The organism is Modicisalibacter sp. 'Wilcox' (assembly GCF_010993675.1).
Classification (GTDB): domain Bacteria; phylum Pseudomonadota; class Gammaproteobacteria; order Pseudomonadales; family Halomonadaceae; genus Modicisalibacter; species Modicisalibacter tunisiensis.
The window spans coordinates 84,343-97,300 of record NZ_WNXF01000004.1; the positions used below are offsets into that span (position 1 = coordinate 84,343).

The following is a 12,958-nucleotide window of genomic DNA, read 5'->3' on the forward strand; positions in this document are numbered from 1 at the left end:
ATTCTGCCATTATCCATTTGTCGGACATAGTATTGTTAAACGCCCTGAAATATGCTTAAGACCAAGCGCTTGCGTCCTGTCGAGTGCCCTGGCTCCTGCCTGGGCACGACGCCGAATCCCCGGGAGGAGACTGGCATGACCGAAGCCCACGAAAGCGTGCTCGATTTCTGGTTCCGGGAGCTCGCGCCCCGCCAGTGGTTCCGCAAGGACCCGGCGCTCGATCGGCGCATCGAGACGCGCTTTCTCGCCACATGGCAGGCGGCCCATGCCGGCGAGCTATGGAGCTGGCGCGCCTCGCCCCGCGGTCGGCTGGCGGAGGTCCTCGTGCTCGACCAGTTCTCGCGCAATCTGTTTCGCGACCGCCCCGAGGCCTTCGCCCAGGACGCCCAGGCACTGGCACTGGCGCAGGAGGCCGTCGCCGCGGGCGCCGATGCCGAGCTCGAGACGGTGCAGCGGGCCTTTCTCTACATGCCCTACATGCACAGCGAGTCGCTGCGCATCCACGACGAGGCCCTGCGGCTGTTCGATCAGCCGGGGCTGGAAGACAACCTCGAGCACGAGCATCGCCACCGGCGCATTCTCGAGCGCTTCGGCCGCTACCCGCATCGCAATGCCGCTCTCGGTCGCGAGTCGACGCCCGAGGAGGTCGACTTCCTGCGTCAGCCGGGGTCGTCTTTCTGAGGGCGCCTGTGGCACCCTGAGCGCACATCCTCACGAATCGTGCAACGCAAGGAGGCCGCTATGGGCTTGATTCTGTGGTTGATCATCGGTGGGCTGGCCGGCTGGATCGCCGGCAACATCATGCGCGGCGGGGGCTTCGGCATCCTCGGCAACATCGGGGTGGGTATCGTCGGCGCCTTGATCGGCGGCTTTCTGTTCAGCCTGCTGGGGCTGTCGTCGAGCGGCTTCATCGGTTCGCTGGTGACCGCCACGGTCGGCGCGGTGGTGCTGCTGTGGGCCGTCGCCAAGCTGCGCAAGTCGTCATGACCGCCGGCACCGCGTCTCGAGGGCGAGGCGCGGTGCCCGGGCGGCGGTTCCGTCTTGTCTCTCCTTTTTTACCTGTCTTGCCTGCCCGGCGACGTTGCGTCGTTCAGCCGCTCAGTTCAGTCAGGCATTCCTCGATGATGGCCAGCCCTTCCTCGAGCACGTCGTCACCGATGGTCACCGGCATCAAAAAGCGGATGGTGTTGCCGTAGAGGCCGCAGGACAGCAGGATCAGGCCCTTCTCGCGGGCGCGCTTGCACAGCGCCCCGGCCAGGTCGGCATCGGGCGTGTGTGCCTGCTTGTCGGTGACCAGTTCGAAGGCCGCCATGGCGCCCAGGTTGCGCGGGTTGTCGACACAGGCGAAGTCCTTTTGCCACTGGCTGAACCGCTGGGCCAGCTTGTCGCCCAGGGCCCGGCTCTTGGCGAGGATGTCCTCCTCCTCGAAGACGTCGAGCACCGCCAGCACCGCGGCGCAGGACACCGGGCTGCCGGTGTAGGTGCCGCCCAGCGAGTTGCCGCCGGAGGCGTCCATGTGCTTGTCGGTGCCCACCACCGCGGAGATCGGCATGCCGTCGGCCATGCTCTTGGCCATGGTGATGATGTCGGGCTCGACGCCGCTGTGCTCGATGGCGAACAGCTTGCCGGTACGTCCGAAGCCGCTCTGGACCTCGTCGACGATCATCAGCATGCCGTGCTCGTCGCAGATCTCGCGGACCTTCTCCAGGAAGCTCGTCGGCGCGGCATAGAAGCCGCCCTCGCCGAGTACCGGCTCGAGCACGATCGCCGCGGTGTCCTTGGGGTTGGCGTCGGTCTTGAGCGCCATCTTCAAGCCGCGCAGCGCCTCGTCTTCGCTGACGCCGTGATAGGGCACGGGGTAGGGCGCGCGGAAGACGTTGCCCGGCATGCTGCCGAAGTCCGTGGCGTAGGGGGCGACCTTGCCGTTCATCGCCATGGTCATGAAGGTGCGGCCATGATAGCCGCCGTCGAAGCAGATGACGTTGTTCCTGCCGGTGGCGGCGCGCGCGACCTTGACGGCGTTCTCGAGGGCCTCGGCGCCGGAGTTGGCGAGCATGACCTTGGCATGGCCGCGCACCGGCGTGAGCTGGCTGAGCCGCTCGGCCACCCGCACGTAGCCCTCGTAGGGCATCACCGTCTGGCAGGTATGCATCACCTTGTCGAGCTGGGCCTTGACCGCCTCGACCACCTTGGGATGACGGTGCCCGATGTTGAGTACGCCGATGCCGCCGGCGAAGTCGATGAAGCGCTTGCCGTCGGCGTCCCAGAGTTCGGCGTTTTCCGCACGGTCGGCGAACTGCGTGGCCGGACTGGCGGCGCCGCTGGCGACGTAGCGCTGCTTGAGTTCATTGAGCTGGGCGTTGTTCATGCTGACCTCCTGGGTACCGGGTGAAGGGCAATGCGAGGAGCGGCACGCTCATTCGGCGTCCCGCGGGGCGCCGAGACCGCACGCTTGTTGAAAGCGTCGTACACGGAAGGTGAATCCGGCAAGCCGGCATGACGCGACGTGTGCCGCGAAGGGCGTCATGGCCATCGGCGAACGCCGGGGATTCCGCTACACTATCTCGCCCGAATTTCCGCTCATGCCAATCAACAGAGGTGTGCCTTGGTCGATCCGCTCTATGCCTGGTGGGCCCAACAGCTGGTGTTATGTGGCTGGACCTTTGACCCCGATCCCACATCGCTGGAACCGGCCCTGGCCACCGAGCGGCTCGTCCAGCTGGGCGTGCCGGAGCGCGGCGAGCTGGCATGGCGGCTTCTTGAAGCCTTCCCCGGAGGGCGTGCCAATCCGCAGACGCAGCTGGAGGCGCTGGAACTGCTGGCACTGGCCGCGGCGGCCCGGTGGCTGCCCGTCGAGCGCGTGGAAGCCTGGTTGCATGCCCTGGGCCGTGACATTCATCAGCATCACGACACCCTGGACGCCTGGCTGGAGGCGTTGCGCCAGGCACGCCGCGATGCGGGCTGGCACCATGGCGACGAGGCCTTTGCGCTGGCCGGCGAGGCCCTGTCGGCTCTCGAGGCCGAGGGTGATGGCGTTACCTGGGCGCATCTGGACGACGCCTTGAACCGCCGCGTTTCGGGCACGCCGTGGCCCGAGGCGCCGGGCGCCTGGCGAATTCGCGCCGCCTTCGCGCCATTGCTGGTGTTGCCGCCGAGCCGCCTTCCCGACTGGCCGGATGCCGCGACCTGGCTGGATCAGGGCTGGCAGATCCGCGGGCGCGACGAGCTGATCCGCGTGCTGCTGTGGCTGGCCTCGCAGGGGCATCGCTACAGCTGGGACATCGATGCGGCGCGGCTGCTCGAGATGGACGGCGACGCGCGTCAGGCATGGCTCAATGGGCTGGGTGAGCAGCGCCGCTACGGCAAGGTCATGCTGGGGTTTCTGTCGCGGGGCGAGCCGCTGGAGTGGGCGGCCTGGGACTGGCTGCGACTGGTGGATCTGGCCTGTGCGGGTGCCGCCCTGGGCTGGCTCGAGCCCGAGGAAGCCGAGCAGTTCGCCGGACATGCGGCCGACCTGCTGATGCGGCGTTACAGCGACTGGACCGCCGTCACCCTGGCCTATCAGCGAGGGCGCAGCCTGTTCGACGGGCGCGATGGCATGGCCTCGCACGCCCGGGACTGGGCCCTGCTGCTGCACTCGCCGCTCAGTCCCTGGCGGGTGCCGCTGGCCGAACTGCTCGACGAGCCGGCTCGGGAGGCCTCGCGCCGGGCGATGCGTGGCTGGCGGCAGGAGGCGCGTCATTGGTTGCTGGCGCTGGCCTCGGTGCGCGAACCCGACCTGCTCTACCGGCAGGGGGTGGTCACGCCCATCGAGGTCTCGCGGCAGCAGGACGTGCGCCGCTATCTGCAGGAGACGCTGGGACTCTTTCCCGACGAGGGCGTGCAGGGCATGGCACGGTTCTGGCTGCCGGCTCAGGTGCATCATCTCAACCAGTTAGCCGCGGACGCGATGCACGGCACGCTGCCCTCGCTGGAAACCGGGTTCGGCCGTCCGGCGCCCGAGGCGGTGGCCCAGCGCGACGGCCTCAAACGCTGTGCCCGCCACGCGGCCACGATCTACATGGCCGAGAAATACGCCTTCTACCTGCTGATGGCGAGTGACAGCGGTGACTTCGACCCTGACGGCATCGCCGCGTTGACCGAGTCGCTGCGGGGCGTGCTGTGCCGCTTCTACCCCGACGCGCGGCGGCTGCTCGATGCCTGGGCGGTCTGGGAGGCGGCGTTGCCCGAGCTGCCCGACGATACGCTGATTCACGAGATCCGCTGGCACCGCGACGATCCGGGCAGCCCGTTTCACTGGCTGGACTGGCGGCAGGTGGCCTGGCGCGAGCCCGGCCCGCGCCCCTCGCTGGAGCGGTTCACCGCGCTGGCGCTGGCGGGGCCGCTCAATGCCGGCCCCTGGGCGGAACCGCAGCCGGAAAGCCGCCATGAGCAGACGGCACTGGGTGAATGGCTGGAGTCGCAGTACGCCCTGAACAGTGCCGCGGAACTCGGCGACTTCCTGACGTTCCTGCTCGAGGTGGGCGATCGTCAGGAATACCAGATCAACTACGCGCCCTACACCCTCAATGCGCGACGACTCGACGAGGAGATCGCCATCCTCGAGTCCGGTGACTGCGACGAGGAGGCGCGCAATCACCTGCTGCGGCTGCGGCGGGTGCGGGACAATGTCGACGGTTGCAACGACATCGACATGACCGCCTGGGACGTCGCCCAGGCCGTGGACATCGCCGCGGCCGGCCGGGGCATGGGCTGGCTCGATCGCGATACCTACGAGGCGCTGCTGGACACCGCCCTGGGCCTGGCCCGCACGCACTATGGCAACTGGCGGGACTATGCCCGCGGCCTGTATGCCGGCTTTTCCTTCTTCATGGGCGAGACCGAGGACCGCCAGGCGCTGCTCGACAGCTTCCGGCAGGCGCTGACGGCCTGGCTGAGCGGGGCGCCGCCGCTGGCCGGTGCCTGGGCGAGCCTCGACTTTCCCGGGACCCGGCCGCGTCATTCGTCGCCCCTGCACATCGACACCCTGCCGGGCGATGCCCGCACGCTGCACTGACACGCCCCCGGGCAGCCGTTGGTCGCGGATGACAAGCCCGTCGGGCTTGCCTATCATCGGTCGGAGGGTTCGGGGCGCAAGTCCCGCACCAATTCACTGTTCGGTCAGGGCCGACATCAGGCCGCTGAGGGAGTGGTGCCCGGGCATCACTCCCCCAGCGACATGCTGCCCGTGGAAGTCACGGCGGGTCGGTTCCTGCGTCGCGATGGGGTCGCTGGATGCTTCGTGTCTGCGTGTCCGCCCTGGCAATGGCCGGGCTACTGGCCGGCTGTGCCGCCACACCGTCAACCCAGTCCGCCGCGCCGCGCGAGTCGGCTGCGGGGCCGTCACCGAGAAGCGACGGACCCGCCGATCGTCTGGCCGAGCAGGTGCTGCGATTCCGGCGGGCGTCGCCCGGGCTGGTCCGCGAGGCGCTGCTCGACGAGCACGAGCGCTGGGTCGGTACCCCCTATGTGCTGGGCGGAGACAGCCGCCACGGCATCGACTGCTCGGCACTGATGCAGCGCATCTTCAGCGAGGCGTTTGCGGTGACCCTGCCGCGCACCACCGACGACCAGGTACGTGAGGGTGAGCAGGTCACTCGCGACGATCTCAAGGCCGGCGACCTGGTCTTCTTCCGTCCGCCCGGGCCCTACAACCATGTGGGGGTCTATGTCGGCAGCGGGCGTTTCCTGCATGCCTCCACCTCCCGGGGAGTGAAGCTCTCGCGGCTCGACAACGTCTACTGGCGCCGCTACTACTGGCAGGCGCGGCGCCCGCTGCCGCGGGTGGAGCTGGCCCAGCGGTGGCTGCTGGCCCGCGAGTGAGCGGCGGGCGTCACAGCTGGTCGCGATGTTCGAGCACGAAGTCGACGAAGGCACTTTCCGCACGGGACAGATAGGCGCCGCGTGACCAGGCCAGCGACAGGTTGAGCCAGGCGGGCGGATCCAGGGATACCGCGGCGAGATCCGCCTCGGTCACCACCCGGCGCAGGAAGGTGGTGATGCCGAAGCCCTGGCGCACGATCGCCTTGGTCAGCGCGATGAGGTTGGACTGGAAGGCGATCTGCGGCTGACGCCCGAGTTCGCCGGCCAGGCGGTCGACGAACTCGCGGTGGAAGTAGCCGTCCTGGAAGAGCACCAGCGGCTCGTTGAAGACCTCCTCGGCGGTCACGCTCCGGCGTGCGGCAAAGCGATGCTCCCGCGGCACGCAGACCACCATCTCCTCGCTGAGCAACTCATGCTGCTCCAGCGACGTCAGCTCGGGGGCCGAGATGACCACGCCCAGGTCGAGCTCGCCGTCGGCGATCATCCGTTGCAGGCGCCGCGTTCCGGCCTCCACGACCGTCAGGCGAATCCCCGGATGGCGGGCCTTGAAGCCCATCAGCAGCGGCGGGAAGTAGTACGAGCCCAGCATCGAGGGAATCCCGATGCGCACCTCCCCCTTGACCAGCCCGTGAACCTCGCGCATCGCCAGGTGTACCGCGTCGGCATGTTCCAGCAGGGCGCGCGCCTTGTCCCGCAGCAATTCGCCTTCCGGCGTCAGGGTGATGCGTCGTTCGTGGCGGTGAAAGAGCGTCAGCTCCAGGCGTGACTCGAGCGTGGCGACGGTCTGGCTGACCGCGGACTGGGCCAGATGCAGGGCGCGGGCGGCGCGCGTGAAGCCGCCGTGGTCGGCCACGGCGAGGAAGACGCGCAGGGCCCGCAGGTCGAAGGGCAGGGGCATCACAAAATCCGATCGTTATCATCTTCAAGCACTATTTGGCCGATGATAGCGCGATGGGCGATGCTATGCGCCCGTCACTGCTGGAGAGACACATGATCGAAGCGCACAGTCGCGACTGGTGGCGTGCCACGCTGGCACTCTGCCTGGGCTCCTTCACCGTCTTCGTCAATCTGTATGCCGCCCAGCCGCTGCTGCCCGACCTGCGGATGGCGTTCGGTGTCTCGACGCTGTCCAGCGCCATGGTCATGGGCGTGGCGACGCTGACCCTGGCCGGTTCACTGCTGATCTACGGCCCACTCTCCGACGCTATCGGCCGCGGCGCGATCATGCGCGTGAGCCTGCTGGTAGCGGCGCTGTGCTCGCTATTGCTGCCCTGGGTGCCTGATTTCACCAGCCTGCTGGTTCTGCGGGCCCTGCAGGGGCTGGCCCTGGGCGGACTGCCGGCGGTGGCGATTGCCTGGATGGGGGACGAGTTCGACCGGCGCGCCCTGATGCTGGCCGTGGGGCTGTACATCAGCGCCAATACCCTGGGCGGCATCGGCGGTCGGGTGGTCGGCGGCTTTGCCGGCGAGTACGGCGGCTGGCAGGCGAGCTTCCTGACCGTCGGGGCGCTGAGCCTGGTCTGCCTGGCGGTCTTCTGGCGGCTGCTGCCGCCGGCGCGCAACTTCCGGCCGGCCTCGCTGCGGCTCGACGTGGCACTCGGCGGCATGCGCGCCCACCTGGGCAACCCGCTGCTGCTGGCGGCCTATCTGATCGGCGGGCTGAACTTCCTGATCTTCATCAACCAGTACAGCTACATGACGTTTCGCCTGAGCGAGGCGCCGTACGCCCTGACCACCCAGTGGCTGGGGATGATCTTCGTCACCTACCTCGGCGGCACCCTGGGCTCGGCGCTGTCCGGGCGCGTGGCACAGCGGCTGGCCCAGCCGCTGTGCATGCTGCTGGGGATCGGCATCTTCATGCTGGGCAGCCTGGTCACGCTCAGCGAGTCGCTGGCCGGCATCCTGGCGGGGCTGACCATCAACGCCTTCGGATTCTTCTTCTGCCACTCGATGGCCTCGAGCTGGGTGAGTCGGCAGGCGACCCAGGCGCGCGGGACCGCCTCGGCCCTGTACCTGGTGTGCTACTACCTGGGCGCGAGTCTCGGCGGCTTCTATCTGGAACCCTGGTGGCAGGCCGGCGGCTGGCCGGCGGTGGTGGCGGGCTCCTGGCTGGTGCTGCTGGTGACGCTGACCACGGCGGTGTGGTTGTGGCGGCGCGAGCGGCGCCCGCAGGCCGCCACCGCCCAGGGGGGATAATCCCGCGCTTCACTCGCCGGGGCGGCCGGCCTGGTCGCCCCAGATCTCCTTCAGGCGTGCCTCGCGACCGCAGCCGGCCTTGTAGAAGTGATAACGGATGGGGTTCTTGCGGTAGTAGTCCTGGTGGTAGGTCTCGGCTGCCCAGAAGTCGCCGGCAGGGACGATCTGCGTCTTGATCGGACGATCGAAGCGCTTGGCCAGAGCGTCCCGGCTCTGTTCGGCGAGCTGCTTCTGCTGCTCGTCGTGATAGAAGATCGCGCTGCGATACTGACTGCCGACATCGCAGAACTGGCGGTTCTCGGCGAAGGGGTCGATGTTGTGCCAGAACGCCTGCAGCAGGGTGGCATAGTCCACCTGCTGCGGGTCGTAGACCACCTTCACGGCTTCGGCGTGGCCGGTGCCGCCCGCCGACACCTGCTGGTAGGTCGGGTTGCGCTGGTCGCCGCCGGTGTAGCCCGAGGTGGTGCTGACGACACCATCGACCTGGTCGAAGGCCTCTTCGACGCACCAGAAGCAGCCGCCGGCGAAGGTGGCGATGCGGGTCTCCCCGGCCTGGGCCGGGAGACTCCCGGCGACCAGCACGAGCAGCAGGGTCAGGGTCGCGAGACGCATGGCAGGAACCTCTTGAATCGTCGATGAAGGGCGCTCGCGTGAATCCGCAACGCGAGTTCGTCAGTATAACGGTACGGTGCGCATGGCTTGATGGATGCACCTTACCTTCTACCGACGAGGAGTCCCCCGTGACGCGATCTCGCCTGACTGCCCTGCTCGCGCTGCTGCTAGTCATCGCGCTGTTCTTCTGGGCCGGCGCCGATGACTGGCTGACGCTGCAAACCCTCAAGGCGCGTCAGGCCGACTTTCAGGCGTGGTTCGCCGCCCAGCCGCTGGCGGTGGCCGGCGGCTTCTTCGCGGGGTACGTGCTGATGGCGGCACTCTCGCTGCCGGGCGCGGCGCTGCTGACCCTGCTGGCGGGGGCGCTGTTCGGCCTGGTGCAGGGCGTGGTCATCGTCTCGTTTGCCAGCAGCATCGGTGCCGTGCTGGCCTTTCTGGTCGCGCGCTGGCTGGCCCGGGAGAGTGTCGAGCGGCGCTTCGCCCGCCAGCTGCAACGCATCAACGACGGCATTCGCCGCGAGGGGGCCGTCTACCTGTTCACGCTGCGGCTGGTACCGCTGTTTCCCTTCTTCGTGATCAACCTGGTGATGGGGCTGACGCGGATGCGGGCCGGCACCTTCTACTGGGTCAGCCAGCTGGGCATGCTGCCGGGCACCGTGGTCTACGTGAATGCCGGGCGCGCGCTCGGCGAGGTCGATGCGGTCGGTGACGTGCTGTCGCCCACCCTGGTGGCCTCGTTCGTGCTTCTGGGTGTGTTCCCGCTGCTCGCCCGGCGCGGTGCGACCTGGCTCGAGCGGCGCCGGCTGACGAAGCGCTACCCACGGCCGAAAGGGTTCGACTACGACGTGGTGGTGATCGGCGCCGGCTCGGCCGGCCTGGTGGCCAGCTATATCGCCAGCGCCCTGCAGGCCCGGGTGGCGCTGGTCGAGCGCGAGCGCATGGGCGGGGACTGCCTGAACACCGGCTGTGTGCCGTCCAAGGCGCTGATAGGCGCCGCGCGGCTGGCCCAGCGGGTGCGCGAGGCGCCGGCGCGGGGCATTGAGGTCGAGGGGCCGCGCGTCGACTTCGCCGCGGTGATGGCCGGCGTGCACCGGGCCATCGAGGCGGTGGCGCCCCATGACAGCCCCGAACGGTATCGGGGGCTGGGCGTCGAGGTGGTCGAAGGGGCGGCGTACCTGCAGACCCCCTGGGAGGTGAGAGTGGGCGAGCGGGTGCTGACCACCCGTCACGTGATTCTCGCCACCGGGGCGCGTCCGCGCGTTCCCGACCTGCCGGGGCTCGAGGCGGGCGCTTACCTGACCACCGAGACGCTCTGGCGGCTCGAGCGCCTGCCCGAGCACCTGCTGGTGCTGGGCGGCGGCCCGGTGGGCTGTGAACTGGGCCAGGCCTTCGCACGCCTGGGCAGCCGGGTCACGCTGGTGCAGCGCGCCGCGCGACTGCTGCCGCGCGAGGATGCGGACGTCAGCGAGCCGCTGCGCGCGCGTCTCGTCGCCGAGGGAGTCGAGGTTCACCTGCAGACCCGGGCGCTGCGGGTCGAGCGCGATGCGGCCATGCCGAGCGGGCGCTGTCTGGTGGTCGAGTCGGGGGAGGGCGCCCGGCAGCGGCTGCCGTTCTCCGATCTGCTGCTGGCGGTGGGTCGCGAGGCCAACGTCGCGGGGCTGGGGCTCGAGGCGCTGGGCATCGAGCTCGGTCCCCGGGGCACCGTGACGGTCGATGCCACCCTGCGCAGCCTGCAGGCCAACATCTGGGCCTGCGGCGATGTCGCCGGCCCCCATCAGTTCACCCATGCCGGGGCGCATCAGGCCTGGCACGCCACGATCAACGCCCTGTTCGGCGAGTTCCGGCGCTTTGCGGTCGATGACCGCAATCTGCCGACCCTGACCTTCACCGAACCCGAAGTCGGGCGGGTGGGCCTCAACGAGCAGGAGGCCACCGCCCGGGGCGTGGCCTTCGAGGTGACCCGCTACGCCTTCAGTGAACTCGACCGGGCGATCGTCGACGGGCGGACCGAGGGCTTCATCAAGGTGCTCACGGTGCCCGGCAAGGATCGCATCCTCGGCGTGAGCGTGGTCGGCGATGCCGCCGGGGAGCTGCTGGCCGAGTTCACCCTCGCCATGACTCACGGCCTCGGCCTCGGCAAGCTGCTGGGCACGATCCATGCCTATCCCACCTATGCGGAGGCCGCCAAGGCCACGGCTGGCGCCTGGCGTAACGCCCACAAGCCCGATCGGCTGCTGGGACTGCTGGGGCGCTATTTCGCCTGGCGCCGGCGCGGCGCCGCTCGCGACTGACGACGAGGAGACGACATGCTGGATCGCTGGACGGCCCGCTGGGCCCAGCCGCCATTGCGCTACCTGGCCGGCGGGCTGGCCCGGATGCGCATCACGCCCGGGCAGGTCACGGTCGGCGGGTTTGCCGTCGGGCTGCTGGCACTGCCGCTGCTGGCCGGTCAATGGTTTGGTGCGGCGCTGGGGGTCATCCTGCTCAACCGCCTGGCCGACGGCCTGGACGGCGCCCTGGCGCGTCACACCCGGCGGGCCAGCGACGCCGGGGGCTTTCTCGACATCGGCCTGGACTTCGTCTTCTACGCCGCCGTGGTGCTCGGCTTCGCGCTGGCCGACCCCGCCGCGAATGCCCTGGCGGCCGCCTGGCTGCTGTTCGCCTTCATGGGCACCGCCAGCTCCTTCCTGGCCTTTGCCATCGTGGCCGCGCGTCACCGGCTCGAGCGGCCGGACTTTCCCCACAAGGCCTTCTTCTACCTCGACGGGCTCACCGAGGGCACGGAAACCATCCTGGCCTTCGTGGCCTTCTGCCTGTGGCCGGGGCATTTCGTCGTGCTGTCGGGTGTGTTCACCATTGCCTGCCTGATCACTACCGCGACCCGGCTTTGGGGCGGGTATCGGACGCTTCGGCGGCTCGAGGGGGAGGGGGCGGGACGGGCCCGATAAACGAAAACGGGGCAGCCAGAGGCTGCCCCGTCAGGTCACGTGTCCGCCGCTGGCGGAACGTGGATCCTCAGTGCTCGTGGCCGTCTTCGCCGTGCACGTGGCCGTGCTCGATTTCCTCGGCGGAGGCTTCACGTACTTCGGCGATCTCGACGTCGAAGTTGAGCTGCTGGCCGGCCAGCGGATGGTTGCCGTCGACGGTGACGGTGTCGCCTTCCACGCTGGTCACGGTGACCATCAGCGGGCCACCCTGGGTCTGAGCCTGGAACTGCATGCCCGGCTCGACACTCTCGACACCCTGGAAGGCGTCGCGCGGCACTTCCTGGACGAGGGCGTCCTGCTTTTCGCCGTAGCCTTCCTCGGGGCTGACGTCCACCTGCAGCTTATCGCCGCTCTGGTGACCTTCCAGCTTCTTCTCGAGCCCCGGAATGATGTTCCCGGCACCGTGAAGATACGTCAGCGGCTCGCGGCCTTCCGAGCTGTCCAGCACTTCACCCGCGTCGTTGGTCAGGGTGTAGTGGAACGCGACAACGGAATTCTGCGCAATCTGCATGATGTGATGAACCTTTCGGTATGTGCATGTCAGGCTCATGGTAACGTCTCGCCCCGGGGCTGTCAGGGGCGGGGGGAATTTTTTCATGTCCCCTCGGCACGACATGACCGTGATTCAACAAGGCGGGCTGCAGCCCCCGTCAGGCGTCGTCCGCCGGGCTTCGGTGCCGGGGCAGGAGGGTGTCGGGCGACGGCGTTCGTGCCACCGAGCGGGCGGCGCATGGCCGCACCGTGAGCGCCGCCGCGTTGGTTGCGCGTCTCCCGGGGCGGGGGTACCCTGCCGTCAGGACATCCGGCAGGGCCTTCATGGCATCCACGAGACCGTTCGACCGTCTCCCGTCACCGCGTTTGCCCGGAACGCTTCCTGCCGTGTCGCGAGACACGGCGAGGCCGTGATGCTCCGCCGACATGATTCCCTCGTCATCGATCGTGCGCCCCGGAGTGCGCGTACGTTGACGATACCCGTGATACCGAGTTCGTGTGATCTCTCAGGAGCTGATAAATGACCGTGACCGTGATCTGGCTGATCGCATTCGCCGTGATCCTGTTTCTGACCTGGAAAGGCTGGGAAGGAGGGTTCGGCCAGTTCGTCGAACGCCGGATTCCCCGGGTACTGCGTAGCCAGGACGACCGCTGGGTGTGGTGCACCGCCGCCGCCGTGGTGGGGGCGACCTGCATCGTCAAGCCGGTCTCCATGCTGCTGACGGTGCTACTGCTGCTGCTGGCAGGCTGGGTGATGGCCAAGCTGGTCTGCTGGGGCATGAGCAAGGCCCGTTTGCACAAGTAAGCCG

Annotated in this window: 12 protein-coding genes; 8 read left to right on the forward strand and 4 right to left on the reverse strand. The window is 68.7% G+C overall.

Annotated features, from left to right (window positions below):
- Positions 1 to 135 precede the first annotated feature (135 nt).
- Positions 136 to 681: a DUF924 family protein gene (locus tag G7A98_RS05080; protein WP_163648403.1), complete on the forward strand. Its 546-nt coding sequence runs from the start codon at positions 136 to 138 to the stop codon at positions 679 to 681.
- A gap of 60 nt (positions 682 to 741) precedes the next feature.
- Positions 742 to 987, forward strand: coding sequence for a GlsB/YeaQ/YmgE family stress response membrane protein (locus G7A98_RS05085; RefSeq protein WP_163648404.1), 246 nt, complete (start codon positions 742 to 744; stop codon positions 985 to 987).
- A 103-nt stretch (positions 988 to 1,090) separates the two neighbouring features.
- Here the strand turns inward: G7A98_RS05085 and gabT are convergent, their stop codons facing one another.
- Positions 1,091 to 2,368, reverse strand: a complete 1,278-nt coding sequence (gene gabT / locus G7A98_RS05090; protein WP_163648405.1) for a 4-aminobutyrate--2-oxoglutarate transaminase — start codon at positions 2,366 to 2,368, stop codon at positions 1,091 to 1,093.
- A gap of 237 nt (positions 2,369 to 2,605) precedes the next feature.
- Here gabT and G7A98_RS05095 point away from each other — a divergent pair, with 237 nt between their 5' ends.
- Together G7A98_RS05095 and G7A98_RS05100 are read left to right on the forward strand one after the other, a co-directional pair.
- Positions 2,606 to 5,056: a DUF1266 domain-containing protein gene (locus G7A98_RS05095; RefSeq protein WP_163648406.1), complete on the forward strand. Its 2,451-nt coding sequence runs from the start codon at positions 2,606 to 2,608 to the stop codon at positions 5,054 to 5,056.
- Between the two features lie 233 nt (positions 5,057 to 5,289).
- Entirely contained in the window at positions 5,290 to 5,862 is a 573-nt protein-coding gene (locus tag G7A98_RS05100) for an NlpC/P60 family protein (RefSeq protein ID WP_240464676.1), read from the forward strand.
- A gap of 10 nt (positions 5,863 to 5,872) precedes the next feature.
- Here the strand turns inward: G7A98_RS05100 and G7A98_RS05105 are convergent, their stop codons facing one another.
- The gene (locus G7A98_RS05105; RefSeq protein WP_163648408.1) at positions 5,873 to 6,760 is read right to left on the reverse strand and encodes a LysR substrate-binding domain-containing protein; all 888 of its coding nucleotides are present in this window, start codon (positions 6,758 to 6,760) and stop codon (positions 5,873 to 5,875) included.
- 92 nt (positions 6,761 to 6,852) lie between these two features.
- Here G7A98_RS05105 and G7A98_RS05110 point away from each other — a divergent pair, with 92 nt between their 5' ends.
- Positions 6,853 to 8,058, forward strand: coding sequence for an MFS transporter (locus G7A98_RS05110; protein ID WP_163648409.1), 1,206 nt, complete (start codon positions 6,853 to 6,855; stop codon positions 8,056 to 8,058).
- Positions 8,059 to 8,067: 9 nt separating this feature from the next.
- Here the strand turns inward: G7A98_RS05110 and msrA are convergent, their stop codons facing one another.
- The gene (gene msrA / locus G7A98_RS05115; protein ID WP_163648410.1) at positions 8,068 to 8,670 is read right to left on the reverse strand and encodes a peptide-methionine (S)-S-oxide reductase MsrA; all 603 of its coding nucleotides are present in this window, start codon (positions 8,668 to 8,670) and stop codon (positions 8,068 to 8,070) included.
- Positions 8,671 to 8,798: 128 nt separating this feature from the next.
- Here msrA and G7A98_RS05120 point away from each other — a divergent pair, with 128 nt between their 5' ends.
- Together G7A98_RS05120 and G7A98_RS05125 are read left to right on the forward strand one after the other, a co-directional pair.
- Positions 8,799 to 10,961: a bifunctional TVP38/TMEM64 family protein/FAD-dependent oxidoreductase gene (locus tag G7A98_RS05120; RefSeq protein WP_240464677.1), complete on the forward strand. Its 2,163-nt coding sequence runs from the start codon at positions 8,799 to 8,801 to the stop codon at positions 10,959 to 10,961.
- 15 nt (positions 10,962 to 10,976) lie between these two features.
- On the forward strand, positions 10,977 to 11,618 hold the full coding sequence (locus tag G7A98_RS05125; RefSeq protein WP_163648412.1) for a CDP-alcohol phosphatidyltransferase family protein: 642 nt from the start codon (positions 10,977 to 10,979) through the stop codon (positions 11,616 to 11,618).
- A gap of 67 nt (positions 11,619 to 11,685) precedes the next feature.
- Here the strand turns inward: G7A98_RS05125 and slyD are convergent, their stop codons facing one another.
- Positions 11,686 to 12,168, reverse strand: a complete 483-nt coding sequence (gene slyD, locus G7A98_RS05130; protein WP_163648413.1) for a peptidylprolyl isomerase — start codon at positions 12,166 to 12,168, stop codon at positions 11,686 to 11,688.
- Between the two features lie 501 nt (positions 12,169 to 12,669).
- Between slyD and G7A98_RS05135 the strand changes: the two genes are divergently transcribed.
- Positions 12,670 to 12,954 (forward strand): hypothetical protein, encoded by a 285-nt coding sequence (locus tag G7A98_RS05135; RefSeq protein ID WP_163648414.1) that lies wholly within the window; start codon positions 12,670 to 12,672, stop codon positions 12,952 to 12,954.
- The last annotated feature ends 4 nt before the right edge of the window (positions 12,955 to 12,958 follow it).

Bases quoted from the DNA above. Each gene is read 5' to 3' on its own strand.
- G7A98_RS05125 (WP_163648412.1), top strand. From the start codon at position 10,977: ATGCTGGATCGCTGGACGGCCCGCTGGGCCCAGCCGCCATTGCGCTAC.
- slyD (WP_163648413.1), bottom strand. From the start codon at position 12,168: ATGCAGATTGCGCAGAATTCCGTTGTCGCGTTCCACTACACCCTGACC.
- msrA (WP_163648410.1), bottom strand. From the start codon at position 8,670: ATGCGTCTCGCGACCCTGACCCTGCTGCTCGTGCTGGTCGCCGGGAGT.
- G7A98_RS05135 (WP_163648414.1), top strand. From the start codon at position 12,670: ATGACCGTGACCGTGATCTGGCTGATCGCATTCGCCGTGATCCTGTTT.
- G7A98_RS05085 (WP_163648404.1), top strand. From the start codon at position 742: ATGGGCTTGATTCTGTGGTTGATCATCGGTGGGCTGGCCGGCTGGATC.
- gabT (WP_163648405.1), bottom strand. From the start codon at position 2,368: ATGAACAACGCCCAGCTCAATGAACTCAAGCAGCGCTACGTCGCCAGC.
- G7A98_RS05105 (WP_163648408.1), bottom strand. From the start codon at position 6,760: ATGCCCCTGCCCTTCGACCTGCGGGCCCTGCGCGTCTTCCTCGCCGTG.
- G7A98_RS05110 (WP_163648409.1), top strand. From the start codon at position 6,853: ATGATCGAAGCGCACAGTCGCGACTGGTGGCGTGCCACGCTGGCACTC.
- G7A98_RS05080 (WP_163648403.1), top strand. From the start codon at position 136: ATGACCGAAGCCCACGAAAGCGTGCTCGATTTCTGGTTCCGGGAGCTC.